General features: G+C 59.8%; 23 protein-coding genes. 15 read left to right on the forward strand and 8 right to left on the reverse strand.

Annotation, left to right across the window (positions count from 1 at the left end; translation table 11 throughout):
- Positions 1-173: 173 nt before the first annotated feature.
- Together FHX76_RS00110 and FHX76_RS00115 are read right to left on the reverse strand one after the other, a co-directional pair.
- The gene (locus FHX76_RS00110; protein WP_167146294.1) at positions 174-2,027 is read right to left on the reverse strand and encodes a dienelactone hydrolase family protein; all 1,854 of its coding nucleotides are present in this window, start codon (positions 2,025-2,027) and stop codon (positions 174-176) included.
- Positions 2,028-2,407: 380 nt separating this feature from the next.
- Positions 2,408-3,232, reverse strand: coding sequence for a class I SAM-dependent methyltransferase (locus FHX76_RS00115; RefSeq protein WP_167146297.1), 825 nt, complete (start codon positions 3,230-3,232; stop codon positions 2,408-2,410).
- Positions 3,233-3,519: 287 nt separating this feature from the next.
- Here FHX76_RS00115 and FHX76_RS00120 point away from each other — a divergent pair, with 287 nt between their 5' ends.
- The 3 genes from FHX76_RS00120 (at position 3,520) to FHX76_RS00130 (ending at position 9,152) form a co-directional block, all read left to right on the forward strand.
- Positions 3,520-5,139, forward strand: a complete 1,620-nt coding sequence (locus tag FHX76_RS00120) for an Ig-like domain-containing protein (protein ID WP_167146300.1) — start codon at positions 3,520-3,522, stop codon at positions 5,137-5,139.
- A 170-nt stretch (positions 5,140-5,309) separates the two neighbouring features.
- A complete protein-coding gene (locus FHX76_RS00125; RefSeq protein WP_167146303.1) occupies positions 5,310-7,046 on the forward strand; it encodes an ABC transporter transmembrane domain-containing protein in 1,737 nt (578 codons plus the stop codon).
- A gap of 42 nt (positions 7,047-7,088) precedes the next feature.
- Complete coding sequence (locus tag FHX76_RS00130) at positions 7,089-9,152, forward strand: ABC transporter ATP-binding protein (RefSeq protein ID WP_208402495.1); 2,064 nt, start codon at positions 7,089-7,091, stop codon at positions 9,150-9,152.
- A 71-nt stretch (positions 9,153-9,223) separates the two neighbouring features.
- Here the strand turns inward: FHX76_RS00130 and FHX76_RS00135 are convergent, their stop codons facing one another.
- The gene (locus tag FHX76_RS00135) at positions 9,224-9,415 is read right to left on the reverse strand and encodes a hypothetical protein (RefSeq protein ID WP_167146306.1); all 192 of its coding nucleotides are present in this window, start codon (positions 9,413-9,415) and stop codon (positions 9,224-9,226) included.
- A 197-nt stretch (positions 9,416-9,612) separates the two neighbouring features.
- Here FHX76_RS00135 and FHX76_RS00140 point away from each other — a divergent pair, with 197 nt between their 5' ends.
- Positions 9,613-9,786 (forward strand): hypothetical protein, encoded by a 174-nt coding sequence (locus FHX76_RS00140; RefSeq protein WP_167146309.1) that lies wholly within the window; start codon positions 9,613-9,615, stop codon positions 9,784-9,786.
- A gap of 173 nt (positions 9,787-9,959) precedes the next feature.
- The gene (locus FHX76_RS00145) at positions 9,960-10,976 is read left to right on the forward strand and encodes a zinc-binding dehydrogenase (RefSeq protein WP_341777810.1); all 1,017 of its coding nucleotides are present in this window, start codon (positions 9,960-9,962) and stop codon (positions 10,974-10,976) included.
- A 66-nt stretch (positions 10,977-11,042) separates the two neighbouring features.
- Here the strand turns inward: FHX76_RS00145 and FHX76_RS00150 are convergent, their stop codons facing one another.
- Positions 11,043-11,447, reverse strand: coding sequence for a hypothetical protein (locus FHX76_RS00150; protein ID WP_167146312.1), 405 nt, complete (start codon positions 11,445-11,447; stop codon positions 11,043-11,045).
- Between the two features lie 106 nt (positions 11,448-11,553).
- On the opposite strand from FHX76_RS00150, the gene FHX76_RS00155 reads away from it, so the two are divergent.
- From FHX76_RS00155 to FHX76_RS00165, 3 genes are read left to right on the forward strand one after another with little or no spacing between them, the layout of a single operon-like run.
- Entirely contained in the window at positions 11,554-12,240 is a 687-nt protein-coding gene (locus tag FHX76_RS00155; RefSeq protein WP_341777811.1) for a TetR/AcrR family transcriptional regulator, read from the forward strand.
- Positions 12,230-13,963, forward strand: coding sequence for an ABC transporter ATP-binding protein (locus FHX76_RS00160; RefSeq protein WP_167146315.1), 1,734 nt, complete (start codon positions 12,230-12,232; stop codon positions 13,961-13,963). Before FHX76_RS00155 ends, FHX76_RS00160 begins: the two co-directional genes overlap by 11 nt.
- Entirely contained in the window at positions 13,960-15,939 is a 1,980-nt protein-coding gene (locus tag FHX76_RS00165) for an ABC transporter ATP-binding protein (RefSeq protein WP_167146318.1), read from the forward strand. The genes FHX76_RS00160 and FHX76_RS00165 overlap by 4 nt, the downstream gene beginning before the upstream one ends.
- Positions 15,940-15,979: 40 nt before the next feature.
- On the opposite strand, the gene FHX76_RS00170 is transcribed toward FHX76_RS00165, so the two are convergent.
- Positions 15,980-16,345 carry a TM2 domain-containing protein gene (locus FHX76_RS00170; protein ID WP_167146321.1) on the reverse strand — a complete coding sequence of 122 codons (366 nt, stop codon included), beginning with the start codon at positions 16,343-16,345 and terminating at the stop codon, positions 15,980-15,982.
- A 21-nt stretch (positions 16,346-16,366) separates the two neighbouring features.
- A complete protein-coding gene (locus FHX76_RS00175; RefSeq protein WP_167146325.1) occupies positions 16,367-17,362 on the reverse strand; it encodes an asparaginase in 996 nt (331 codons plus the stop codon).
- 77 nt (positions 17,363-17,439) lie between these two features.
- Between FHX76_RS00175 and FHX76_RS00180 the strand changes: the two genes are divergently transcribed.
- From FHX76_RS00180 to FHX76_RS00210, 7 genes are all read left to right on the forward strand, one after another.
- Entirely contained in the window at positions 17,440-17,937 is a 498-nt protein-coding gene (locus FHX76_RS00180; RefSeq protein WP_167146328.1) for an OsmC family protein, read from the forward strand.
- 129 nt (positions 17,938-18,066) lie between these two features.
- Positions 18,067-19,659: a methionine--tRNA ligase gene (metG, locus tag FHX76_RS00185; RefSeq protein WP_167146331.1), complete on the forward strand. Its 1,593-nt coding sequence runs from the start codon at positions 18,067-18,069 to the stop codon at positions 19,657-19,659.
- A gap of 18 nt (positions 19,660-19,677) precedes the next feature.
- Entirely contained in the window at positions 19,678-20,562 is an 885-nt protein-coding gene (locus FHX76_RS00190; protein ID WP_167146334.1) for a TatD family hydrolase, read from the forward strand.
- Complete coding sequence (gene rsmA, locus FHX76_RS00195; protein ID WP_167146337.1) at positions 20,559-21,443, forward strand: 16S rRNA (adenine(1518)-N(6)/adenine(1519)-N(6))-dimethyltransferase RsmA; 885 nt, start codon at positions 20,559-20,561, stop codon at positions 21,441-21,443. Before FHX76_RS00190 ends, rsmA begins: the two co-directional genes overlap by 4 nt.
- Before the next feature lie 78 nt (positions 21,444-21,521).
- Positions 21,522-22,205, forward strand: a complete 684-nt coding sequence (locus FHX76_RS00200; protein WP_167146340.1) for a hypothetical protein — start codon at positions 21,522-21,524, stop codon at positions 22,203-22,205.
- The gene (locus tag FHX76_RS00205; RefSeq protein WP_167146343.1) at positions 22,202-22,594 is read left to right on the forward strand and encodes a hypothetical protein; all 393 of its coding nucleotides are present in this window, start codon (positions 22,202-22,204) and stop codon (positions 22,592-22,594) included. Before FHX76_RS00200 ends, FHX76_RS00205 begins: the two co-directional genes overlap by 4 nt.
- Before the next feature lie 210 nt (positions 22,595-22,804).
- Complete coding sequence (locus FHX76_RS00210) at positions 22,805-23,428, forward strand: dihydrofolate reductase family protein (protein ID WP_167146346.1); 624 nt, start codon at positions 22,805-22,807, stop codon at positions 23,426-23,428.
- A gap of 53 nt (positions 23,429-23,481) precedes the next feature.
- Here FHX76_RS00210 and FHX76_RS00215 read toward each other — a convergent pair whose 3' ends face one another.
- Together FHX76_RS00215 and FHX76_RS00220 are read right to left on the reverse strand one after the other, a co-directional pair.
- Complete coding sequence (locus tag FHX76_RS00215; RefSeq protein WP_167146349.1) at positions 23,482-23,778, reverse strand: PspC domain-containing protein; 297 nt, start codon at positions 23,776-23,778, stop codon at positions 23,482-23,484.
- 170 nt (positions 23,779-23,948) lie between these two features.
- On the reverse strand, positions 23,949-25,586 hold the full coding sequence (locus FHX76_RS00220; RefSeq protein ID WP_167146352.1) for an ABC-F family ATP-binding cassette domain-containing protein: 1,638 nt from the start codon (positions 25,584-25,586) through the stop codon (positions 23,949-23,951).
- Positions 25,587-25,674: the final 88 nt, after the last annotated feature.

Below are 25,674 nucleotides of genomic sequence, written 5' to 3' on the forward strand. Positions count from 1 at the left end.
ATCTGACGGGGGCCAGGGCGCAGCGTCATAATCATACTTGGCGAACGCAATTTACGTAGGAACGACTCTCCCTGTCGCAGGTTAAGCAGTGATGGGGCCAAAGCCAGCTCGCCAGGCCCACAACGAGTGGGCGAAGCGAGCGACCTTGACCCCATCGGATCCTGCCGCTGACCTTAGTACGTGACGGTGAGCGTGTTCGAGACCGAGATGATCGTCACAACCAGCGCATTGATAAATCCACCAATGTACGGGTTATTTGTCGCGCGGTAGATCTTGCGGGAGATAAACGCTGAGACAAACAGAATGAGGATGACGGGGAACAGCCAAATACTGAAGATTCCGCCAAATCCTGGAACCAGCTGGCCGCTGCTTGCAAACGTGGTGTACTGCACGATCACGAGGATGAGCGGCGCAATCATGTTGGCAACGGCGAGCAGCGCGGTGTTGAGCCATTCCTTGCCCAGCAGCGTAAATCGGTTGAACGCGTTGATCGAGACCGAGTTGAACACGTAGTAGGCGAGGAAGAACGGAACGTAGAGCAACGCGATCCACAGCTTGTCAGCGCCGAAGGCCTTGATGGCAACAACCCACCAGCGGAAGTCGGTCTTGAAGAAGTAGTCAACAAGGAAGACAAGGAAGAACGCCGCGGCAACGACTACGAGGCTGAGCCCGATGCCGTGGAAGAAGTTTTTCCAGCCGGGGAGCACTCCGGTCGCCTTCAGATCGAACCCGTTCTTGCGGCCAAAGAGCAGGTACGAAATCGTCATGATGACGATTGCCGCAGCTCCGTTGATTGCAGACCAGAGCCCGATGAAGTACACGGCACCCTGCGTGAATGCTGTTGGAGTTGCGTTGAACGCGATGCCGCCAACGGTTGCATTCTGGCTGAGCCAGATGTAGCTGAATCCAGAGAAGAGAACGGATACGACGAGGCCGCCCCAGAACCAGGCCAGCTGCTTCGTGTTTGCCGCGACTGCCGGTGCGGCCGGTTTCTTGAGTGCGGCGAAGGCACGGGTTCCGAGGAGCGCCCTCGTGAACGCGACGAGGAAGATTCCGAAGCCAACGAGTCCGAGGGCAGTGAACCCCTCCTTGATCTGCCACACCTGGTTGGATGCGTCGATCGCGTTTGGTGCGCCGAGGGCCTGCTCAAAGAAGTCGAGTTGGCTCGTCACGGTCGTCTTTGAGATGGTGCCCCACGGGTGGGTTTCTGCCGGGGTGAAGATCACGCGAATGGCTTCTTCCCCGTCAACCTTTTCCGTGTAGAAGTTGCCGGCTTCGCGGGTTTCTTTTGCCTTCTCGGGGTCTGTTCCAAAGTTAAGGAACGACTGCGCGTTTGGTGTGCCAATAAAGTCGCGAGGCGCGGTGAGTACTTCGCCTTCCGGGCTGTAGCTGCGGAAGAAGAACTCGTCGTACTGGTCAGCGACGATGCCAACGTCGCGCGTGCCGTACAGGTTGAAGAACGCGTTTTCGTTTTCGGCGTCGGTGTAGACGGCGTCGTTGTCAACGAGCAGGACAGCCGAGATAAGCTGCGTGTCTGCCGCGTTGTCAAGGGCGACCGAGAAATTTGCCGCGCGAGCGCCGTTTGAGTGCCCTGAGACGCCAATCTTGTTGGTGTCAACGTATGGGAGGTCTGCCATGAGTTTGACCGCGTCGTACATGCCGGTGCCGCCGAGCGCGAGGTCGTCGTTCACCAGCGGGTCGGAGTTTCCGTGACCGTACATGTCAATTGAGATCACCACAAAGCCGCGGCGTGCAAGCTCGACATAGTTGGCATCTTGCATCTCGCGGTTGTTCCACCAGCCGTGGCTGACCACGATGCCTGGCGCTTTATGTTCTGCGGATACGCCATCTGGCTTGAAGAGCAGCGCGCTCATCTCTTGGCCTGATGAGGTCTCCCACCGCATGTCTTTGATCGTGACGTTGCCGGCGTTCGTTTGGACCACGGATGCGCCGATTGCTGAAATGAGCACGAGTGCTAATGACAGGAACAGCCAGAAACTGTTCTTCTTGGTGAGGGATGTTTTCATTAGGTCCCGACTCCTTTGTATGGGTATGAGTGTGCTGCTGTGGGAGGAGGTTTTGGGCGCGACAAATAGACCCGCGTTACACACGTGATTGCAGTAACTTGCGGTGGGGAGGGTGCATTGGCTGCGGCAATCGGCCTTCTCGTCAACTGGACGTGAGTCCGTCGCGGGGAGCCCGAATATTCGCGCTTTGGATGCGTGTCGGTCGCGCTGGACTCACTGTAGCGCCAGGGCGAGAGAGGCGCGCAATTTTGCACTCTGAATGAACATACGTGCAGAAATTGGCCGCTTGGATGCCGTGCCAGAGGTCAGGCGGGCATCCAAGCCGCTCAAACGTGCACGCGGGGGAGTATCCGTTGCGCGGGCGGGCGTGTGCGCAGCGGTTATAGGGGCTTCGTCGCCGTAAGCGTGTACGTCAGTGGAAGGCGCTCCGGCCGGTCCGTGAGTACATACTCACCGTGTTCAACCTCGGTGAGCTGGCCGGGAAGCGCATCCCACGGCACGCTCTGATGTTCAACGAAGGAGGTAATGGTGAGCCCCTGTCCGAGGAGCGCCGTCATGAGTTCGCCGATACCGTGATTCCACTCGTGAGAGACGGTCGACGTGATGACCTCGGTCGTTTCAACATACGTGCTGTCGTCGTCCCAGACGAGCGGCTCAGCTGTCTCAAAGTAGGGATGTGTGACGACGATGGCATCATCGCGTTCGTCGTCGATGGCCCAGAGCATCGGGTGGCCCTCTCGAATGAAGAGACGGCCTCCCGGAGACAGGAGTGCAGCAACGGTTGAGGCCCAGCGCTCGATGCTTGGCAGCCAGCAAATCGCACCAATCCCTGTATACACAAGGTCAAAGGTTCTGCCGTCGACCGCGGCAGGGGCGTCGTACACATTCGACTCAATAAACCTGATGTCGAGGTCAACCGCCGCTGCGAGGGCCTTTCCCTCAGCAAGGGATGCCGGTGAAAAGTCGAGCCCCGTCATCGTCGCGCCAAGGCGTGCGAGTGAGACGGTATCGGTGCCGATGTGGCACTGCAGGTGAATGCCGGTGAGCCCCGTGATTTCTCCAAGCAGAGGGAGATCAAAACGAACAACATCGCTGATAAAGGATTGATCCTCGACAAAACGATTGACCGAATACGCTTCGGATGCGGCGTGGATGGGAGCCCGTTCGTCCCAGTTGGCGCGGTTGAGGGAAAACGAATCGTTCATGGAAGTTCCAAACAGGTCTGAGGCTCGACCGTCGAGCCTTCAAACGTAGCACGGCCCTCACCCTTCCTCACTGCAATCGCCAGTATATTGCCCTTGAATGGGTGGGGAGCGGATGAAGTTGCCGGGTTAAGTGCTACTCAAAAGGCCCAACCGCAAGAATCGCGCTGGTAGACAAGCAGGTAGGGGTTCACGCGCTCAGGGGGAGCGCACTTGGCGAGTGAGATCGATTCACTCGATGTTGTTCGCTAGGGGAGAGCTCACATTATTTGTGAGAGGTACATTCGAAAATGTCACAATTTTCGCTGCCATCAAGGCGCGTAATCGGACGAATATTAGGGACTATTGCGGCTGTTGGCGCACTGCTGACCGCGTCAATCGTTGGGGGAGCACCTGCCGCGCAAGCGGCAACCTACCCAGGCGGAATCACCTCGGTCACGACGCAACACACACAGCTCGACTGGGGTCAACGGTTCAAACTTGACTTCACCTGGGCCGTGCCAAACGGAGCCAAAGGGGGTGACATTTTTTCGCTGCGACTGCCTGCGGAACTTGCGCCAGCAGCGACAACCAGCTTTGACCTCACGGACGAGGGCGGCAACGTTGTAGCCAACGCTGTCTGGAACGGAACCGAAGTTGTATTTACGCTCGACAACTTCTTGAACGGCAAAACCAAGATTGGTGGAAAAGGATACTTTTTTGTCGACTGGGTGAAGTTGCCTGACAGCGCAGATGGAGGCAACATCGATCTGAACTTTGGTGTTGGCATCCCGCCACTGACGATCGAGGTTGGTCCGGAGCCTGGACCATGGATTCCCGGACCAGCACCCGTAGAGCAAGACGCATGGAAGTACGGTTGGTTTACGGACAAGTCAGAAGGTCATCTGCAGTGGGGCATAGGCCTTCCGACCCGTGCGCAGGGCTATGCCGGCCCGATCGTGATCACCGATGTGATGGGGGTAGGTCAGAAGCTTGACCAGGCCTCGTTTGAGGTGAAAGCGCAACGCTTCACTGGTCCGACTGAGGATATCTCGGTCACCGAGGATGTCGCGGATGCCCGTTGGGACGTCACTGCGGCATCGGATGGCGGTTTTACGCTGACGCTCGACACAATAGGCGCGGCCGAGACCAGAGACGGAGTCGCATACTCCGCGGAGTTCATTACGATCTACTACGTCGTGGAGACGACGGCAGGAACGCCAGAGTTTACAAACGTAGTGACCATTAAGTCGCCGAGCGAACAACTTGAGACGGGCGAGCTCGGCCGGGTTGCCAGAGCCGGATCTGGCGGTGACGGCGATGCAACCGACCCTGTGCCGGCCATCTCGCTGAAGAAATGGTCGGTTGCAGACGGCAGCATCGATGCCGGCGACTACAACACTGAGCCGAAAACGGTCGAACCCGGTGCGAAGGAGGCGCTGAAGCTGACGGTGACAAATGTCGGTGATGAAGTGCTCAGCAACGTTGTGGTTGCCGACAATACGCTCAGGGGTCCTGCCGCAATCAATCTGAGCTGTGACTTTTCGCCGCTTGGTGGTCCGTCAACTGGCACCAACTGGGACGGGCCGTTTGTTCCCGGCGCCAGCTTCGAGTGTGTGCTTGAGCTTCCCGGCATGTCAGCCGGAGTCGCCCATGCCAACACCGCTACGGTCTCAGCCGTTGGTGCGTTCTCGGGGATTCCCGTTGCTGCGGAGGACCCGTGGAACGCGGTCACCGAGCCGAGCGAGCCAACTCCTGTTGGGAAGCCGCCCGTTGATAATCCTACGGAACCGGTGGGCTCTTCAGCTCAGGGGAACGCTGGGCTTGCCGTCACTGGCGTAGCCACGGACGGCATGCTGGCGCTGGCCGCGCTGCTTGTTGCTGGAGGGACTGCCGTCCTTTTGCGGCTGAATCGCCGACGCGCGTCGTAGGGACTCGCGTAGTACAGCCGAGCGGCCCGGATGTCTCCCACCATGGGCATCCGGGCCGCTCTTTTTCCGTACTCAGGGTCAAGATTGGCGAAAGACTTGACAAGACCGTTAAGGTTCGTTACCGTGATCTTTCCTTCTGTCGTCTTCTGTGTTATTAAGGATTCCCCCACGTGGTTCTTTTTTCGCTTGTGCTTCGCCATGCCCGGCCCTATAAGGTCGGGATCATTGCGGTGTTCATTCTGCAGCTGATCTCAACGATCGCTGCCCTCTACCTCCCGAGCCTCAACGCTCAAATTATTGATAAGGGTGTGAGCACCGGAGATACCGATTTCATTTGGTCGACCGGTGTCACGATGCTCGTTGTATGTCTCGCCCAGGTCGTGACCGCCATTGGTGGTGTGTATTTTGGGGCAAAGACTGCCATGGCGATTGGCCGCGACATCCGTCGCGAGGTGTATCGCAAGGTTGATTCACTCAGCGCCCTTGAGACGAGTACGTTCGGAACCGCAACTCTGATTACCCGAAGCACAAACGACGTGCAGCAGGTGCAGATGCTTGTGCTCATGACGCTCAACTTCATGGTGTCGACTCCCATCATGTGCATCGGTGGCATCATCATGGCACTGCGCGAGGACGCCGGCCTGTCGTGGCTGGTCTGGGTCTCCGTTCCTGTCCTGTTTGTGATCGTTGGCTTCCTCGTGTACCTGCTGATGCCGCTCTTCCGCCTGATGCAAGACCGTATCGACGGCATCAACGGCGTGCTCCGCGAGCAGATTGTTGGCATCAGGGTCGTCCGCGCGTTTGTCCGTGAGCCATTCGAATCCGAGCGCTATCGCAAGGCTAACGATGCAATCACGCAGGTCTCGCTCAAGGTTGGCAACATCTTTGTGCTGATGTTCCCAGTGATCATGATGGTGCTCCACATCGCCACCGCGGCCGTCCTGTGGTTTGGTGGGCATCGAGTTGACGCTGGAGACATGCAGGTCGGATCGCTGACGGCGTTCCTCCAGTACCTCTTGCAGATCCTCATGGCCGTCATGATGGGTGTCTTCATGGTCATGATGATCCCGCGTGCCGTTGTCTGTGCCGAGCGCATCAAGGAGGTCTTGGATACCCATCCGAGCCTCGAGATTTCTGACGTTCCGACGATTGCTACCCCAACCACAGGCAAAGTTCAGTTCTCGAACGTGACATTTGGTTACCCTGGTGCAGAGCGTCCCGTGCTTGACAACGTCAGCTTCACTGCCGAGCCTGGCCAGACAACGGCTATCGTCGGCTCGACCGGTTCGGGCAAGACGACGCTCATTAACCTGCTGCCTCGGATGTTCGACCCGCAGGCTGGAAGCGTCACGATCGACGGTGCCCCCGTTAACGAGCTCACACGCCACCAGCTCTCAGAGGTGGTTGGGCTTGTTTCCCAGAAGCCTTACCTTTTCTCAGGCACGATTGCTTCGAACCTTCGCTTTGGGCGGGCCGACGCAACCGACGACGAGCTGTGGGAGGCGCTACGGATTGCGCAGGGTGAAGACTTCGTTCGAGAGAAGGAGAAAGGTCTAGCCTCCATCATCTCGCAGGGCGGTACGAACGTTTCCGGCGGCCAGCGCCAGCGCCTCTGTATAGCTCGGGCGCTTGCGGCGCAGCCGTTGGTCTACGTGTTTGACGACTCGTTCTCTGCCCTCGATGTGTCAACCGACGCGCGACTCAGGGAGGCGCTTGGTGATGCGACCGGTGACGCGACCGTCATCATCGTTGCCCAGCGTATTTCGACTATCACCGGCGCCGATCAGATTCTGGTTGTTGACGACGGTGCGATTGTTGGACGAGGAACTCACGACGAGTTGCTTGCCAGCAACAACACCTACCAGCAAATCGTCGCTTCACAGCTGAGCGTAGAAGGGGTGGCGTAACTCATGGCTCAGTCATCCTCACGCAAGAAGAAATCACAGGATATGACCCCCAACGATCCCATCGAGACCGACACCCTTGTCGAAGAACTCGAATACGACTACACGCCCAGCGAGGCCGACGGCGATATGTTTGGCGGTGCGCCGGCCAAGAAGGCCCAGCACTTCTGGCCATCCGCAAAACGACTCATGGGCCTGCTTCGGCCGGAGCGAGCAAAAATGTCGCTTGTGGTCTTGCTTGTCATCATTTCGGTTGTGCTGACGGTAATTGCGCCGAAGGTGCTTGGCCAAGCAATGGACGTCATCTTCAACGGCGTTATTGGATCCCAGCTGCCGAAGGGTGTGCCGCTCGACCAAATTATTGAGCAGGCTCGGGCCGACGGCGACGGACAATTTGCCGACATGCTGCGAGGGACGTCCGTTGTGCCTGGCGAGGGAATCGATTTTGGGACGCTCGGTCGCCTCATCATCGCGGTCCTCGCGATGTACACGGTTGCCTCGACGCTCATGTGGGCGCAGGGCTTCATTCTGAACGGTCTCGTCATGCGCGTTGTGTACAAGCTTCGCCAAGACATTGAGGTCAAGATTAACCGCCTGCCGCTGAGCTACTTTGACACCCGCCAGCGCGGAGACCTGATGTCGCGAGTGACAAACGACGTTGACAACATTCAGTCAGCCCTGCAACAAGCCTTCTCGCAACTGGTGCAGTCGTTGCTCACAGTGCTTGGAATCGCGGCGATGATGTTTATCGTTTCGTGGCAACTCGCGTTGATCGCATTGATTGCGCTCCCGCTCTCCGGAATTATCGCCGGAGTTATCGGCGCACGCTCGCAGAAACTGTTTTCAGCGCAGTGGAAGAACACCGGCGCCCTGAACGGTCACATCGAAGAGACGTTCTCCGGTCAAGAGATCGTTCGTGCCTTTGGCCGCGACAAAGAAATGCTTGAGGAGTTCGATCGTCGTAACGAGAAGCTCTACTCGGCATCCTTCGGGGCACAGTTTGTCTCGGGCATGATCATGCCTGCGATGACGTTTGTCTCCTACCTGTCGTACGTGCTTATCGCCGTTGTTGGTGGGCTTCGAGTGGCCTCTGGCCAGCTCACACTCGGCGACGCGACCGCGTTCATCCAGTACTCGCGAGAGTTCTCGCAGCCAATTGGTGAGATGGCGAGCATGGCAAACATGCTGCAGTCTGGTGTTGCCTCTGCAGAGCGCACGTTTGAACTGCTCGATGCGGACGAACAGGATGAGGAGCAGGCAACAGAACACCTGCCAGAGCCCACCGACGGTCACGTTGAGTTTGAGCGGGTGTCGTTTAGCTACAGCCCCGAGAATCCGCTCATCGAAGACCTGTCGTTCTCCGCTCAGCCGGGGCACACCGTGGCTATTGTCGGGCCGACCGGCGCTGGAAAGACCACGCTGGTTAACCTCGTCATGCGGTTCTATGAGCTCACCGGTGGGCGCATCCTGCTCGACGGCGTTGACATTACCGCGTTGTCGCGTGCCGAACTTCGTTCGCAGGTCGGGATGGTGCTGCAGGATGCTTGGCTTTTCGAAGGAACTATCCGCGAGAACATCCGCTACGGACGTCTCGACGCAACCGATGATGAGGTCGTAGCAGCAGCTCAGGCCACCATGGTTGACCGGTTTGTGCGTCAACTCCCTGACGGCTATGACACGGTTCTTGACGCCGATGGTGGCACGGTTTCTGCGGGCGAACGCCAGTTGCTGACGATTGCGCGTGCGTTTATCGCAAACCCCTCGCTGCTCATCCTTGACGAGGCAACCTCGTCGGTTGACACCCGCACCGAGCTGCTTGTTCAGCAGGCTATGGCAACGCTGCGGACTGACCGCACGTCGTTTGTGATTGCGCACCGGTTGTCGACAATCCGCGATGCCGACACGATCCTCGTGATGGAGGAGGGGCGCATCGTTGAGCAGGGCAACCACGACGCGCTGCTTGAGCGTCGCGGCGCGTACTACGACCTGTACCAGTCGCAGTTCCGCGGGGCGATCGAAGACGTTCAGGGTTCGACCGCACCAGGTGTTGTGGTCTCAGCCGAGGACGTAGCCGAACCAACGGCAGCGGATTCGGCGGCCAGCGAATAGTCGCGGGTTAACTGACAAAGGGCCTCTCCCGGTTTTACGATCGGGAGAGGCCCTTTGCGCGCTAGTGAGTGTTAGCGAAGGTCTTCTTTGGCTTCGTTGCGGGCCTTGACGGAGTCTCGCTCCGCTTCGGCCTTGCGAACTTCGGCTTCGGCTTTTACCTCGTCGGCCTTGTCCTTCACGCGGTCAACCGTATCTTCTACGGCGTCCTTTGCCTTTTCGGCCCCCGCTTTGATGGTTTCTTTTGCGTCATCAAGGATTCCCATACGACCTCCTGAGTTGTGAAGTGGATTCCCCACGTTACCCTCGGCCGCAATCTTCCTCAACGGGTTGTTTCTGGATGCTCAGTGCGCTATCAGGGTGCGGGTGAATTGTGTCGGTTGTTGGCTGTCAACCCCCTTGAAGAATCTGCATCAGTCCGCTGTGATGGGACAGAATGCACGACGTACGAGGGAGGTGCGGGATGTCTGGAACAGATGAACCGATCTCGGTGCCGGTGCCAGATGCCGTCATCGAAGGTCTTGATGATGATCCCATTCAGGCGGACCCAGAGTTTGGGAGGGACGATCAACTTCGAGACGAAGAGTTTGATGAGGTCGTAGGGGTCGCAGCCCCTGACGATGAGCGGATGGATTGAGGCGGTTTCTCGCTTGCCGGGCCGTTGTGAACGGGAGGTGTAGGCCCCCGGTGAGACGCAGCTGCCCGGCTTGCGGGTTTTGTCGTTCGCTCAACGCGGATTCGCTTTTGCCTGAATCAGTGCCATAATTTGAATACCGAAAGTATTGAAATGCTGATTGAAAGGTGTTGATCGTGTCAGAAGAGACCATGCTCGCAGGACGCTTGAACGTACGGACAAAAGAATTCTCGGTGAAGCGTGTTCCAGTTCCGGTGCCTGGTCCCGGCGAAGTGCGAGTCAAGGTTGGCGCCGCGGGGGTCTGCCTTTCTGACGTTCACCTCATTGAGGGCCTGCTGACGCCTCAGTATCTCGACGGCGATGAAGTAACGCTTGGGCACGAGGTCGCCGGAACGGTGGAAGCGCTCGGTGCCGGCGTCGAATCGCCACCCGTTGGGACGAGGGTAATCGTTCAAGCAGGCAAAAAACAGGGCGAGACCGTCCTGACAATGGGCGTTGACTACGACGGAGGCTGGGCGGAATACCTGGTTGCCCCCGCGGTCGTCATGGCGCCTATTCCTGACGATCTCCCCTTCGATCAGGCCGCCATTATCCCAGACGCTGTCTCAACGCCCTGGGGTGCAATCGAATGGACCGGGGAGGTTGTTGCGGGGGAGTCCGTTGGCGTCTGGGGTGTTGGTGGGCTCGGTGCGCACGGTATCCAACTCCTCCGTTTTGTGGGTGCGTCGCCGCTGATTGCCATAGACCCAATTGCGGAGGCCCGTGAACGTGCGCTTGAGTTTGGAGCCGACATAGCTCTTGATCCTGCCGACCCAGAGTTTGCGGCCAAGTTGGGCGCGGCAACTGCTGGAAAGGGGCTCGACGTGGCCTTTGACTTTGCCGGAGTTGATCCCGTACGTGCCCAGGCAATTGCGTCGCTCGGGTTGGCTGGTCGGCTGATTCTTGTTGGCCTCAGCGGGCGGCCGATCACGATCGAAGACAGCACCATGTTCTCGTACCTGCGCAAGCAGATCCGTGGGCACTATGGCTCGGAGCCTCAGCATGTTGAGCAGCTCATTGCGCTAGCGAAGAACGGCAGGCTCGAATTCTCCCGCTCGATCAGTGGGTCTATTCCCCTCGCCGAAGCCGCGGATGCAGTTGCCCGGCTTGAGCGGAAAGAAGGAAATCCCATCCGCCTGGTTCTCGTTCCCTAATCCTCGAGTGCGCATGCAACAGGCCCGGTCCCTCGTGTTGAGGGGCCGGGCCTGTCGTGTGGTGCGCTAAATGAGACCCTTTGCGGTGAGCTCGGCAAGTGCTTTCCATGCAGTGAGTGGTACGCCAGTTTCCTCTTCGAGGCGGGCGGCCGCGTCGTTCACCGAGTGGATGCCGTTGCGCAGGTATGGCACAAAACCCTGTCCCTGCTCGACGCGGAAGGCTGCGACGGGCTGCCCCTGGCGACGACCGCTCTTCTCGAGGATGCTGCGGATATCGTTGTACTTGACCCCGACGTTCACGTTGGGGAAGCGGCGCGACGAATCCCAGCGTGGCCAGGCATAGCGGAAGCCCTGGTCAAGCGTAAGTTGGTTGGTGCTCAACCCCTGGATGCCAACAGCGAGGCAGCCGAGGGCGAGGCCCTCGCCGATTGCGACGTGTTGGCGGGTTTTGGTGAGCTTGGGTTGAGCCATGTTTCTCCTGACGGTTACCGGTCAATCGTACCTGCCGCCCGGGAGTCCGTTCTCCGCGTAGCGAACGAAATTGGTGAGTGAGTGCTCACTCATTTATGATTGGGTGGTGCACGAACCTGAACAACCAGTGATGGCGGCCAACGACAACGGCCCATCACGCCGCGCCCAACCGTTAGCCCCCGATGATCGCAAAGCGATGATTATCGACGCCGTGACTCCGCTCGTTCTTGAGCAAGGCTCTTCGGTTACCTCAAAGCAACTAGCTGAGGCGGCTGGCCTTGCAGAGGGAACCATCTTCCGGGCCTTCGGGGACAAGCAGACCCTGCTCACCGCGGTGTTCGAACGCTATCTCGATCCCGAGCCGATGCGCAAAGAACTCCGTAGTATCGACCCGGCTGAGTCTCTTGAAATCAAAGTGAGGCTCATCATCGAGATACTGCGAAACCGGTTCGGAAACATCTTCAGGATCAGGGCAGCCATCGAGCAGCATTCGCAGCCGCATTTGGTATCGCAACGGGAGCATCTCAACCGCATTATTGCCGAGTTGCTCGAGCCTGATCTTGACCGGCTGCTCTGGTCGCGCGCCGCGGTGTCGCACCTCGTGCGGATGCTGGCACTCGCCTCGGCAATCCCTCGCCTCAACGAGGGATACGAACTGAGTTCAGACGAACTTGCCTCGATGGTGCTCTACGGTATCGTCGGCTCTCCTCCTGAACCGCACCCTTCACCTCAGACGCCATCATCGCACTCCCAAATCTCACCCTCAACACTCAAGGAACACCATGCTGCTTAGACTTCTCGGCCGTTATCTGCGGCCGCACTGGCCCTTGTTGGTTGGGGTCGTGTTTTTCCAACTTGCGCAGTCAATTGCTTCGCTCTACCTGCCAACGCTCAACGCTGACATCATCGATAACGGCGTTGCGAAGGGCGACACGGGGTACATCATGTCGACCGGGGCGATCATGCTTGGCATCACGGTGCTGCAGGTGGCGTGCTCGATTGCCGCAGTGTACTTCGGTGCAAAAGCCGCCATGCTTGTCGGCCGCGACCTGCGGGCCGCGCTCTTCGAACGAGTTGGCGAATTCTCCGAACGGGAGGTTTCGCTCTTTGGAGCGCCGTCTCTCATTACACGAAACACGAACGACGTGCAGCAGGTACAGATGCTCGTGCTCATGACCTGCACGCTGCTTGTCTCAGCGCCCATCCTTGCGGTCGGTGGCATCGTTATGGCGATGCAGCAAGATCTGGAGCTGTCGTGGCTCATCGCGGTGAGCGTTCCGGTGCTGCTCCTGTCGATCGGTGCCATCGTGATCAAGATGGTGCCGCTGTTCCGACTCATGCAGGCTCGCATCGACAACGTCAACCGGGTGCTTCGTGAGCAACTCACCGGTATCCGTGTCATCCGCGCGTTCGTTCGCGAAGACATTGAAGAAAAGCGTTTCGGCGTCGCAAACGAAGAGGTCACAGATACCGCGCTGCGCGCCGGACGGCTGTTCGCGCTGATGTTCCCGATTGTCATGCTGGTACTCAACGTTTCGAGCGTCGCCGTCATCTGGTTTGGTGGCTTCCGTATCGAAGACGGGTCCATGCAAATCGGCACCTTGACCGCATTCTTGACCTACCTCATGCAGATTCTGATGGCGGTCATGATGGCAACCTTCATGGCTGTAATGGTGCCGAGGGCTGCTGTCTGCGCCGACCGCATCGGCGAGGTGCTTGACACCGAATCTAGCGTTCGCCCCCCAGAGCATCCGGTTGCCGTCGCACGACGCGACGGCCTTGTTGAACTGACGGGAGTCGGCTTCACCTACCCAGGGGCGGAGCAGCCGGTCCTGAGCGATATCTCGTTCACCGCGCTGCCGGGTCAGACCACCGCCATTATTGGCAGCACTGGCTCGGGAAAAACCACGCTCGTCAACCTCCTGCCTCGCCTCTTTGACGCCACAAGCGGCCTTGTGAGCATCGACGGGGTGAGCGTCTCTGATATGGACCCCGATATCCTCTGGTCCCGCATCGGACTTGTTCCCCAGAAACCGTACCTGTTCTCGGGAACCGTTGCCAGCAACCTCCGCTACGGTCGGCCAGAGGCCACCGACGACGAGCTCTGGGCAGCGCTTGAGATCGCGCAGGCGAAGCAGTTTGTGAGCGCAATGCCAGATGGCCTTGACTCCGAAATCGCGCAGGGCGGAACAAACGTTTCTGGTGGTCAGCGTCAGCGCCTCGCCATCGCGCGTGCCCTGGTGAAACAGTCAGAGATCTTCGTCTTCGACGACTCGTTTTCTGCGCTCGACCTCAAGACCGATGCAAACCTCCGAAACGCACTGAGCGAACAGCTCGGCGGGTCAACGTTCATCATCGTGGCACAGCGCGTTTCCACCATCGTCGGAGCCGACCAAATTATCGTGCTCGAAGACGGCCGCGTCGTCGGTAAGGGAACCCACGACGAACTCCTTGAAACATCGCCAACCTACGCCGAGATTGTGTTGTCTCAGCTTGCAGCAGAGGAAACAGCATGAGCGACAAAGATACACCCACCGCACCAGCAGGGGAGCGCAGGGGGCCTGGCGGCCCAGGCGGAGGCCACGGTCCTGGCGGCGGAATGGCGCCGGTCCAGAAAGCGATGAACTTTGGGCCGAGCGCTCGGCGGCTCATGAGACGCCTTGCCCCGGAACAATTCAAGGTATGGCTTGTTGCGCTCCTTGCCGCAGCAAGCGTTGTTCTCGCGGTACTCGGTCCAAAGATGCTCGGTCAAGGCATCAACCTGGTATTTGCGGGAGTCGTCTCAAAATCGCTGCCCGCCGGCATCACCCAAGAGCAGGCGATCGCGGGGCTCAGAGCATCCGGCAACGACCAGCAAGCCGACATGATCAGCGGCATGACCCTGAACCCGGGACACGGCATCGACTTTGGTGCGCTTGGACGGGTCCTTGTCATCGTGCTTGCCCTGTACATCCTCTCGTCCGTATTCGGATGGCTGCAGGCCTACGTGCTCAACGGCGTGGTCCAGCGCACTGTGTATCGCTTGCGCGAAGACGTTGAGTTGAAAATCAATCGACTGCCACTCAGCTACTTCGACAAGATGCAGCGCGGAGAACTGCTCAGCCGTGTCACCAACGATATTGACAACATTTCGCAGAGTCTTCAGCAAACGCTGAGCCAATTGCTCACCTCCTTGCTCACCGTCATCGGCGTTATCGTCATGATGTTTGTTGTTTCGCCGCTGCTCGCAGGAATCGCGCTTGTGACAATTCCGTTGACCATCCTCATCACGGTGGTCATCGCGAAACGGTCGCAGAAGCTCTTTGTTGCCCAGTGGAAGCACACAGGAGAGCTCAACGGGCAGATCGAGGAGGCGTTTACCGGGCACGCCCTCGTGAAGGTCTTCGGTCGCCACCGCGAGGTCGAAGAGACGTTCCGCAAGAAGAACCAAGAGATGTACACGGCATCATTTGGGGCGCAGTTTGTGTCGGGCATCATCATGCCCGCAATGATGTTTGTTGGCAACCTCATGTACGTGGTCATTGCGGTTGTTGGTGGCCTCCAGGTTGCCGCAGGGGCGATGCAGCTTGGTGATGTCACCGCCTTCATTCAGTACTCACGGCAGTTCACCCAGCCGCTCACCCAGCTTGGCTCGATGGCAAACCTCCTGCAGTCTGGCGTGGCCTCGGCCGAGCGCGTCTTTGAACTGCTCGACGCCGACGAGCAGAGCCCCGACCCTCAGCCGGCAAAATCGCCTCAGGAGTCACGCGGGCGCTTGGTCTTTGAGGATGTTTCGTTCCGCTACGTCCCAGACAAGCCGCTTATCGACAACCTGTCACTCGTCGCGGAACCTGGCCAGACCATCGCAATTGTTGGCCCGACCGGCGCCGGCAAAACCACCCTCGTTAATCTCATGATGCGGTTCTACGAGATCGATGCCGGCCGCATCACGCTCGATGGTGTCGACATCAACGATATGACCCGCCACGACCTCCGCAGTCGTACGGGAATGGTGTTGCAAGACACCTGGCTGTTCAGCGGCACCATCCGTGAGAATATTGCCTACGGTCGACCCGACGCGACCGAATCCGAGATCTTGGCCGCGGCGAAGGCGACCTACGTTGATCGCTTTGTGCACTCGCTGCCCGACGGCTACGACACCGTGCTCGATGATGAAGGCTCCAACGTCAGCGCTGGTGAGAAACAGCTGCTCACGATCGCAAGGGCCTTCCTCGCTCAGCCAAACGTGCTGATCCTCGACGAGGCCACCTCGTCGGTTGATACCCGCACCGAGTTGCTGGTTCAGCAGGCGATGAAGGCGCTTCGTGCAGACCGTACATCGTTTGTGATTGCGCACCGGTTGTCAACGATCCGCGATGCCGACCTCATCCTTGTGATGGAATCAGGCAATATCGTCGAGCAAGGAAACCACAACGAACTGCTCGCGCAGGGCGGTGCCTACTACTCGCTCTACAACGCGCAGTTTGCCGGAGCAGCGGTCGACGAAGCGTAAACGAGTCCGGTGCCTTCGGGCACCGGACACCGCGCAGGGGCTACGAGATGCCGACGGCCCTTCGGGCGTTGATCGTCTTGACCTGCGAACGAAGCGTGAACAGGTCAACGATCGTGCCGATGCCAAAGAGCCCACCGGTGAGCAGCCACAAGATGCCCCTACCAATTTTGCCAATGTAGAAGTGCTGCAGGCCGCAGATCGCGACGAGCGACGGAATCATGAGCAGGTACGCGATCGCGATATCCTTTGGCGGCAACGCGCTCTGATACATATAAAACGCCGACTGTTGGCCGTGCGTTGGCACCCCGTAGCCTGGCTCGCCGAACTGGGGCTGAGTCGGCAGGCCCTGCTGGATGCCCGTTGCCTCGTAACCGGGCAGGGGAGACTGAACTGTGTGTTTCGACATGAAAAACCTTTGAACGTGTGACTAGGAAATGGTGGCGCGAACTTCGCCAACCACTTCAGATCCACCTGTGATTGCAAGGCCAAGCTGGGGCAACACCCGGTCGACGGCCCCGCGGGCAAGCGCCCCGGTTTCGACAAGCAGCTCAAGGGATGCCACGGTGGCGGCGCGCAGATTGCCATCAAGAACTTTGAGTGCGACTGAGGTGCCATTTGGTGCACCCATAATCATCACTCCTTCTGCGCCGAACTTGGCAAACACGCCGAGCTCGTTGATGACGACGGTGTTGGGGCGGCCTTGGCCGTCAAGAATCCAGCCGTGCGCGAGCGCGTTTTTGTAGAGCTCTGCGGCAAGGCGGTGCAGTGGGAACGGCGATGTTGTCGACGACGTGATGAGGCGCCTTGTGGCGCGGGCGAGGCCAACAATGGTAACCGCGAAGACGGGCGCGCCGCATCCGTCTACGCCCGTGACCGAGATTTTTTCGCCGGTGAACCGCTGCACGGTGTCTTTGATGTGCAGCTGCAACGGATGGGTTGGCTCGAGGTAGGTCTCGATGGGCCAGTCGTTCACCACGCAGGCCAGCAGCATTGCAGCGTGCTTGCCAGAGCAGTTCATAAACATTGGGCTTGGCTCAAGGCCCTCGCGAAGGACCTCGCTGCGTGCCGCACGGTCGGCGGGAATATCGGCAGGGCACTGCAGCGCAGAGGCATCGAGGTCGGCAAGGTTGAGAATCTGCTGCACGAGCGCGAGGTGGTCTGCTGTGCCGGAGTGGCTGGCCATCGCGATGACGGAGAGCTCTGGGAGCAGCTGGACGCCGCTGGTCATGACGGCAAGGGCCTGAAGCGGCTTGAGGCATGAGCGCGGGTAAATGAGGGCTCGCGGGTTGCCAAGCTCGCGGAGGATCTCTCCGTCGGCATCTAACACCACGGCTGATCCGGCGTGGCGGGACTCCACAAAACCGCTGCGGGTTACCACTGCGAGTTGTGCGGCGTCACTCAGGCTAAACGTCTCGTTATTCATCGGGTACGAGCCTACCCGCTCCGACGCGTTCTCGCCGGTCTTGGGGCATCGAGCGTCGCCGCGAGTACGATGGCCGTATGGGTAACGCGCTTGGTAGGGACCACCAGTACGCCGTCACTGTCGAATGGCAGGGAAACCTTGGCAGCGGCACGAGCGGCTACCGCGAGTACAGCCGCGAGCACACGGTGTTTGCCGAGGGAAAACATCCCATCGAGGGCTCCGCCGATAAGCCGTTCAGGGGTGATCCCGGTCGCTGGAACCCTGAGGAGATGCTGCTGGCTGCTCTCGCCCAGTGTCACATGATGTCCTACCTCCACGTCGCGGTTGAGTCTGGCGTTGTCGTTGTTGAATATACGGATGCAGCGACGGGCAGCATGCGACTCGACGGGCATGGGGGAGGCGCGTTCAGCGAGGCGGTCCTTCACCCCGTGGTGACGGTCAAAGACGCAGCGATGGTGGATGCCGCGCTTGCCGCGCACCGTCGGGCCAGAGAACTCTGCTTTATCGCGAACTCGGTCAACTTTCCTGTTCATCATGTTCCCGTTGTGCAGGTCGAAGCCGACCTTCCCGACTAGCGAAGCCCTCGCCGCAACAGTTGTCACACATCCACCTGGCCGAGCCCGGAAAGGTGCGTTTGCGACAACTCTGTTTGTGCGTCGCCGACTCGGCGTAACACTGGCCTGTTAGGCCGTAGGATAGAGAGTATGTCCACCGGCTCGTCGTTCTTTATTACCACGCCCATTTTCTACGTTAATGACGTACCGCACATCGGTCATGCCTACACAGAGGTAGCTGCAGATGTGCTCGCTCGTTGGCACCGCCAGTCGGGTGATGACACCTGGCTGCTGACCGGAACCGATGAGCACGGTCAGAAGATCCTGCGCACGGCGACGGCAAATGGGGTCACCCCGAAGGAGTGGGCTGACAAGCTCGTCAAGGAAGCCTGGCTTCCGCTACTCGAAACCATCGACGTGGCAAACGATGATTTTATTCGCACCACGGAAGACCGCCACGAGAAGAACGTGCAGAAGTTCCTGCAGACGCTCTACGACGCCGGCCACATCTATGCCGGTGAGTTTGAGGCGCTGTACTGCGTTGGCTGCGAAGAGTTCAAGCCAGAGAGCGAAATTGTGCTTGGCACCGGCGACTTTGAGGGCGTCAAGGTGTGCGCTATCCACTCGAAGCCGCTTGAGCTGTTGCAGGAGAAGAACTACTTCTTCCGCATGAGCGACTTTCAGCAGCGTCTGCTCGACCTGTATGAGGAGCGTCCCGATTTTGTGCAGCCATCAAGTGCGCGCAACGAGGTTATTGCCTTCGTGCAGAGCGGTCTGAAAGACCTCTCCATCTCTCGTTCGAGCTTCGACTGGGGCATCCCGATTCCGTGGGACAACAGCCACGTCACCTACGTGTGGTTCGATGCGCTGCTCAACTACGTCACGGCCGTTGGCTATGGCGAGAACGACGAAGAGTTCAACCGTCGCTGGCCGGCAAACCACATCGTTGGCAAAGACATCCTTCGATTCCACGCCGTCATCTGGCCAGCCATGCTTATGGCAGCTGGCCTTGAGGTTCCGAAGCACGTGTTTGGTCACGGCTGGTTGCTTGTTGGCGGCGAGAAGATGTCGAAGTCGAAACTCACCGGTATTGCCCCGAACGAGATCACCGATACGTTTGGCTCTGACGCATTCCGTTACTACTTCATGCGTGCCGTGAGCTTTGGGCAGGACGGCTCGTTCAGCTGGGAAGATCTGCACGCTCGCTACCATGCTGAGCTCGCAAACGGCTTTGGCAACCTTGCCAGCCGCGTGCTCGCCATGAACTCGCGCTACTACGACGGCGTCACGCCTGCTCCGGGCGCGGTGACGGATGCCGAGATCGAGATCCAGCGCATCGTTGCCGAGGCCGCGAAGGCTGCGGATGCCGCTGTTGAGTCCTTCCACATTCACGAGGCGCTCGCCTCAATCTGGACCATCGTTGATGCCCTCAACGGGTACATCACCGAGCAGGAGCCGTGGGTGCTTGCCAAGAGCGACGAGACCCGCGAACGCCTCGGAACCGTGCTGTACACGGCAACCGAAGGGCTGCGCGCCCTTGCGGTATTGCTGTCGCCCGTCATCCCGTTGGCCACCGAGAAGCTGTGGGAGGCGCTGAACGCTGAAGCCGTGCTCGGCTCGCTGGCGAGCCAGAACCTTCGCGATGCCGGGACCTGGGGGCAGCTGCCGCCAGAGACTCCCGTGAGCGTGCTTGAGGCGCTGTTCCCGCGTATTGACGCTGATTCAACCGCTGCTACCGCGTAGGGCAGCCGAAGGCATCCGATGAGTGAAGCGAAACCCATTAGGGCCCGCGAAAAGACCGAGGGGCGCGATCTCACGTACCCACCACTGCCGGAACCGCTTGAGGTTCCGGTCTACGATAACCACACGCACCTCGAAATCGAGGATGGCGAGTCGGGGCTCGACGCGTACGAGCAGCTTGACCTTGCCGAGCGTGTTGGCGTCCGCGGTGTTGTGCAGGTTGGTACCGATCTTGCGACAAGCCGTTGGTCTGCGGCGCTTGCTGCCAAGGATCCGCGCGTGCTTGCCGCGGTAGCGCTGCACCCAAATGAGGCACCCCGCCTTGCGGAGCGTGGCCTGCTTGACGAGCATCTTGCCGGGATTGACGAGCTTGGTTCGCAGCCAAGGGTGCGCGCGGTAGGCGAGACAGGCCTCGACTTTTTCCGAACGGGTGAAGACGGCCGGGCGAGTCAGCTCGAATCGTTTGAGGCCCATATCGAAATCGCGAAGCGACACGGCATCGCGCTGCAAATTCACGACCGGGATGCCCACGAAGCGGTTGTTGACACGCTGCTTCGGGTTGGCGCTCCTGAGCGAACAGTGTTTCACTGCTATTCCGGCGACGAGCAACTTGCCTCGATCTGCGCCGAGCACGGCTGGTTCATGTCGTTCGCCGGAACCGTCACGTTTAAGAGCGCGACAAATTTGCGTTCGTCGCTGCGTGTAGCTCCTCGGTCGCTCATCATGGTTGAGACTGACGCTCCCTTCCTGACGCCTATGCCGTATCGTGGCCGACCAAACTCGGCATATCTCATCCCGAACACGCTTCGTTATATGGCGATGGTGCTTGACGCCGACCTCAATACGCTCAGCGAGCAGATCGCCTACAACACCGAGCAGGTCTACGGAAGCTGGGACAGCAAATGAGTGACGACGAGCAGGAGCTCGATCCAAGTGTGAAGTTGCTTGGACCGGCTGAGGTCCGTGATCTCGCTGGGCTCCTCAACATTGTGCCGACGAAGAAGCTTGGCCAGAACTTTGTTATTGACCCAAACACCGTCCGCCGAATCGTCCGCGTTGCGGGCGTGCGACCGGGGGAGACCGTCGTTGAGGTTGGGCCTGGGCTCGGCTCGCTCACGTTTGGGCTGCTCGAGGCGGGTGCTGCCGTGGTCGCTGTTGAGATTGATGGCAGGCTCGCTGCCCAACTGCCAGAGACCGCCAAGCTCATGGCGCCAGAGTCGTCGCTGACGGTCATCCATCAGGACGCCCTCCGCATCACGGAGCTGCCGCAGGCGCCAGCGCGCTTGGTCGCCAACCTGCCCTATAACGTTTCGGTGCCAGTGCTGCTGCATTTTATGGAGCACTTCCCAACGCTGCTCGCCGGCGTTGTTATGGTGCAGGCAGAGGTTGGCTATCGCATTGCGGCAACGCCCGGATCAAAGGTCTATGGCGCGCCCAGTGTGAAGGCCGAATGGTATGGCTCGTGGCGTACCCACGGCCAGGTAAGCAGGCAGATTTTCTGGCCTGTTCCCAACGTGGATTCGGTGCTTGTAGGCTTCGACCGTCGTGAGATTCCCCTGGGTACAGAGGTCGAGCGACTTGCGACATTTGCCCTCGTGGATGCCGGATTCCAGCAGCGCCGCAAAATGCTGCGCCAGTCGCTGCAGCCGGTGCTCGGCGACACGACAACGGCATCCGCGATTATTGAGTCGGCTGGCGTTGACCCGCAGACCCGAAGCGAGCAGCTCACCGTTCACGACTTTTTGAAGATTGCCCGCGCGGCCGAGACCTCGGCCGACCCACAGTAAGTTTGGCCGGAAGCTTCCCGGTACCGCCGAGGAACGCTACCTGCTGATTCATAGATTCATCCGGCTACGCTAGGAACCATGGTGCAGGACAACACGACTGGCAAGGAACCGCCGATCGACGGCTCTTCTCTCGGGGATTCTTCCTCGGCGAGTGCTGATGCAGATTCTGCTGGCGAGGCGGCGACCGCGCAGGCAGCCGGCGGTTGGCGCATCGTCAGCCCAACCCCAGAAACCCCAAAGGGCCGCAGGCCGCAGCGCACGTTTGACGGCGCGGCGTCCGCAGAGCCGGCCAGCGTTACGTCTCGTACCCGGCGGTCGCCGGATGCCGCATCCGCGAGCCCTGCTCCGGATGCAACTGTCGACGACGCCGAGGGCAACGAGGGCTGGGTCCCGTCCGACCCCGTGATTGATGTTGAGGCGATCGCCGCCGAAGAAGCGGCAAAGCCTCGCACGAGCGACGTCATGCTCGTGATCATGGGCATTATGGCCGGCATTTACCTGCTTTATACCGTTGGCTGGTACTTCTCCGCCCGCGATTACGCGGCCTACTACGCGGCAACCGGTTCGACCAGCGGTGTTCTTGGCGACATCATGTTCCAAATCACAATTTGGCTTGCGGCTCTCGCGCCTGCCGCGTGGTTCCTCACGGTATTCCGCTTGACCATGAACTCCAAGCCCTGGAAACGCGTGCTGTGGCTTGCCGTTGGCGCCATCATCATCGTTCCGATTCCATTCCTCTTTCCGCAGGTGATCATCCAATGAGCGAATCAACCAGCGCCTTAGGCGCCAACCTGAACCCCGGCAATACAACTCCGGAGAAGCGGCGAATCACTCCGCGAGGCGTCCTCGTCTGGACAATCTCTGGCTTCTTCGCGCTGTTCTTTGCCTATAACGTGTTCTCCGGCATTGGCAACGTCATTGGTATTACCGGCTATGCCGCGGCGCTCGACGCCGGAATCTCCGCGAGCGGGTGGGCCATCCTTATCGGCGGCGTTGTGCTTCCCATCGTTGTGTTTGGACTGTGCGTCTTTCTCGGGCGCCGCCGTTCACTTGGGCTGCGGGCGCTCATCCTGTTCACGGGCCTAGCCGTCGTCGCGGTCATCACTGTCGATATCCTGCACCGCTTCCGCTTGGGCGCGTTCTTCGTCTAACGCGAATTGTCCGTACCCGTGCAGCTCGCGCTTCTTCGGCCGTGATCGAGGTCGCAATAAATGTCCTCTTTTCTCGAAAAGACAGCATTTATTGCGACCTCGATGCGTGAAACTACCCGAGCATTTGGGATTGTTTGGGGGCGTGTCGTGTGTCACGCTTAATCGTGAGTCCGTCGCCACTCGACGACGGTCGACAGGGCGGAGCACATCATGGGACTCATCCACATCGACCTCTTCACAACGCTCGACGGCGTCGCGCAGGCACCAGGCGGGCCAGACGAAGACACCGAGAATGACTTTGCCTTTGGCGGCTGGCAAGCGCCGCTGATCGATCCGGTGGTTGGGGCCCAAATCTGGGAAGGGATGCAGGGGATGGATGCGCTGCTGCTCGGCCGCCGCACCTACGACATCTTCGCCGCCTACTGGCCAAATCAGCAGGGCGATATTGCGGACCTGTTCAACCGACTCCCTAAGTACGTCGCATCGAGGCATGCGCTCAACCCCGCATGGGCCCGCTCATCGCTGCTTGGGGAGAACACCGTTGACGCCGTTCACGAGCTCAAACAGCGCCACGACGAGGTCCACGTGATTGGCAGCCTCGACTTTGTGCAAACGCTGCTCGCCGAGAAGCTCTTTGACCGGCTAACGCTCTGGGTGCATCCGATTGTGCTCGGTGAGGGAAAGAAAATCTTCGAGTACGGCACCGTTCCCACCAACCTGAGGCTTCTTGAGCCGGTGGTCGCCTCCCCGAAGGGGTCTCTGCTAGTCCGCTACGAGCGCCTTGACGGAACACCGGCGGTCGGCGATATGGATGTGGTCGATCGGGAACACTGAGTCTGCTGATGTGTTCCCATACGCGTCCGCGAATAAACCACCTAGTAGGTTGTCTAGCCGCGAAGCAGATTTTCGAAGTGGATGTTGCCACGCTCGTCAGGCAGCACGAGCCACGCAACCACGTAGGCAACGATCGCTGAGCCGAAGAAGAGCGCGCCAATTGCGGTGAAGAGGCGAACCCATTTGGTCTCGACCTGCATCTTGCGGGCAACGCCGGCACACACGCCGCCGAACCACGAGTCGTCGCTACGGACAATGTTGAGCGAGCGGACCCAGTTGAAGAAACCGGCGCCAGGGGTTGGCTTGGTGTAGGGGGACTGTTGGCCGTAGTTTGAGTCTTGCGTGTTCATGGTGTTAACCCTGTCACCGATGCCAGCGAGCGGCTATGGGGGAAGCCCCTGAACCGACCCTGAGGTTGTGCCAGGTTGGGTGGTGGATGCAGCTGCGCCAAGCTACTGCGCCAAGATACTGCGTCAAGCCGCTGAGCCGAGAGAACGCTGAGCCGAGAGAACGCGGCGCCCTAGAGCTCGGTGACCACCCCGGCATCCACCGCCCAGCGCCGATCGAGGCGCACGTTTTCGAGCAGCCGGCGGTCATGCGTGACGAGGATGAGCGTGCCGTCGTACGATTCGAGCGCCTCTTCGAGCTGCTCGATCGCTTCAACATCAAGGTGGTTGGTTGGCTCATCAAGCACAAGCAGATTTACCCCGTTTGCCTGGAGCAGAGCGAGGCTTGCCCTGGTGCGTTCGCCGGGCGAAAGCGAATCGACAGCGCGCGACGTGTGGTCTGCTTTGAGCCCAAACTTGGCAAGGAGCGTGCGTACTTCTGCGCTGGTCATTGCGGGGACAATCTGCTCGAATCGGTCGGCGAGCGGTCGGTCGCCGACAAAGAGTTCTCTTGCCTGGTCAACTTCGCCGATTGCAACCGATGCGCCAAGCGAGGAGTCTCCTTCGTCGGGTGTCAGCCTGCCAAGCAGCACTGCGAGCAGTGTGGATTTGCCGGCGCCGTTTGGTCCCGTGATACCAATGCGTTCGCCGCCGCTTACCGAGAGCGAGACGGGACCGAGCGAGAACCCCTCGCGGCGCACAACCGCGTTGCGCAGGGTCGCTGCCACGGCACTTGACCGAGGTGCTGAGCCGATCGTGAATTGCAGTTTCCACTCTTTCCGCGGTTCCTCGACCTCGTCGAGTCGAGCGATGCGGGACTCCATCTGCCGCACCTTCTGCGCCTGCTTTTCGCTCGATTCGGCGGATGCCTTCCGCAGGATCTTGTCGTTGTCCGGTGCCTTTTTGATGGCGTTGCGCACGCCCTGCGAACTCCATTCGCGCTGGGTGCGCGCCCGCGAGGTGAGGTCTGCCTTCTTCGAGGCGAACTCTTCGTAGGCATCTCGTGCGTGCTGTTTGGCAACCTCGCGTTCGTCGAGGAACGCCTGATAGCCGCCGTTGTAGAGGGCAACTGAGTTCTGGGCGAGGTTGAGCTCTACCACCGTTGTGACGCACCTGGCGAGAAACTCGCGGTCGTGCGAGATGAGCACCACGCCGCCCCTGAGCCCACGCACGAAGGTTTCGAGTTTTGCGAGGCCATCGAGGTCAAGGTCGTTGGTTGGCTCGTCGAGTAGCACGATGTCGAAGCGACTGAGGAGAAGCGCTGCGAGCGCGACGCGGGCAACCTGGCCGCCAGAGAGCGACGTCATGGTGGCATCCACCGATTGATCGAGCCCAAGATCGGCAAGCACCCCTGGGATGCGGTCGTCAAGATCGGCAGCGCCACTCGTCATCCAGCGGTCGAAGGCGACCGAATAGCGGTCGTCGGCGCCGGGGGAGTCTGAGCCGAGTTCTGCGGCGGTCTGCTCCATCAGGGCGGTGGCTGCCGTGCAGCCGGTGCGCCGGCCGATGTACGCGGCAATGGTTTCGTCAGGAACGCGCTCGTGTTCCTGCGGCAGCCAGCCGACAAAGGCGTCGCTTGGTGCGAGGGATACCGTGCCTTCGAGCGGTTCCAGCTCGCCGCCGAGGATGCGCAGCAGGCTCGACTTTCCGGCCCCGTTTGCCCCGACAACACCGATCACATCGCCGGGCGCGACGGTAAACGAGAGTTTGGAGAAGAGCGTGGTGTGGCCGTAGCCGCCCGCGAGGTCACGGGCCACAAGCGTTGCAGTCATAGAACAACAGTGGCCTAGGCGAGCGCGGGGGACAACTTGGAGCAGCCTGCCGCTCCGCGTCACACGGTCTGGCGGCCTTCCCCCGAGG

This window comes from Lysinibacter cavernae (assembly GCF_011758565.1).
In the GTDB taxonomy this organism is placed as follows: domain Bacteria; phylum Actinomycetota; class Actinomycetes; order Actinomycetales; family Microbacteriaceae; genus Lysinibacter; species Lysinibacter cavernae.

Coding starts and splice junctions, on each gene's coding strand:
- FHX76_RS00110 (WP_167146294.1), bottom strand. CDS start 2,027: ATGAAAACATCCCTCACCAAGAAGAACAGTTTCTGGCTGTTCCTGTCA.
- FHX76_RS00115 (WP_167146297.1), bottom strand. CDS start 3,232: ATGAACGATTCGTTTTCCCTCAACCGCGCCAACTGGGACGAACGGGCT.
- FHX76_RS00120 (WP_167146300.1), top strand. CDS start 3,520: ATGTCACAATTTTCGCTGCCATCAAGGCGCGTAATCGGACGAATATTA.
- FHX76_RS00130 (WP_208402495.1), top strand. CDS start 7,089: ATGACCCCCAACGATCCCATCGAGACCGACACCCTTGTCGAAGAACTC.
- FHX76_RS00135 (WP_167146306.1), bottom strand. CDS start 9,415: ATGGGAATCCTTGATGACGCAAAAGAAACCATCAAAGCGGGGGCCGAA.
- FHX76_RS00140 (WP_167146309.1), top strand. CDS start 9,613: ATGTCTGGAACAGATGAACCGATCTCGGTGCCGGTGCCAGATGCCGTC.
- FHX76_RS00150 (WP_167146312.1), bottom strand. CDS start 11,447: ATGGCTCAACCCAAGCTCACCAAAACCCGCCAACACGTCGCAATCGGC.
- FHX76_RS00160 (WP_167146315.1), top strand. CDS start 12,230: ATGCTGCTTAGACTTCTCGGCCGTTATCTGCGGCCGCACTGGCCCTTG.
- FHX76_RS00165 (WP_167146318.1), top strand. CDS start 13,960: ATGAGCGACAAAGATACACCCACCGCACCAGCAGGGGAGCGCAGGGGG.
- FHX76_RS00170 (WP_167146321.1), bottom strand. CDS start 16,345: ATGTCGAAACACACAGTTCAGTCTCCCCTGCCCGGTTACGAGGCAACG.
- FHX76_RS00175 (WP_167146325.1), bottom strand. CDS start 17,362: ATGAATAACGAGACGTTTAGCCTGAGTGACGCCGCACAACTCGCAGTG.
- FHX76_RS00180 (WP_167146328.1), top strand. CDS start 17,440: ATGGGTAACGCGCTTGGTAGGGACCACCAGTACGCCGTCACTGTCGAA.
- metG (WP_167146331.1), top strand. CDS start 18,067: ATGTCCACCGGCTCGTCGTTCTTTATTACCACGCCCATTTTCTACGTT.
- FHX76_RS00190 (WP_167146334.1), top strand. CDS start 19,678: ATGAGTGAAGCGAAACCCATTAGGGCCCGCGAAAAGACCGAGGGGCGC.
- rsmA (WP_167146337.1), top strand. CDS start 20,559: ATGAGTGACGACGAGCAGGAGCTCGATCCAAGTGTGAAGTTGCTTGGA.
- FHX76_RS00200 (WP_167146340.1), top strand. CDS start 21,522: ATGGTGCAGGACAACACGACTGGCAAGGAACCGCCGATCGACGGCTCT.
- FHX76_RS00205 (WP_167146343.1), top strand. CDS start 22,202: ATGAGCGAATCAACCAGCGCCTTAGGCGCCAACCTGAACCCCGGCAAT.
- FHX76_RS00210 (WP_167146346.1), top strand. CDS start 22,805: ATGGGACTCATCCACATCGACCTCTTCACAACGCTCGACGGCGTCGCG.
- FHX76_RS00215 (WP_167146349.1), bottom strand. CDS start 23,778: ATGAACACGCAAGACTCAAACTACGGCCAACAGTCCCCCTACACCAAG.
- FHX76_RS00220 (WP_167146352.1), bottom strand. CDS start 25,586: ATGACTGCAACGCTTGTGGCCCGTGACCTCGCGGGCGGCTACGGCCAC.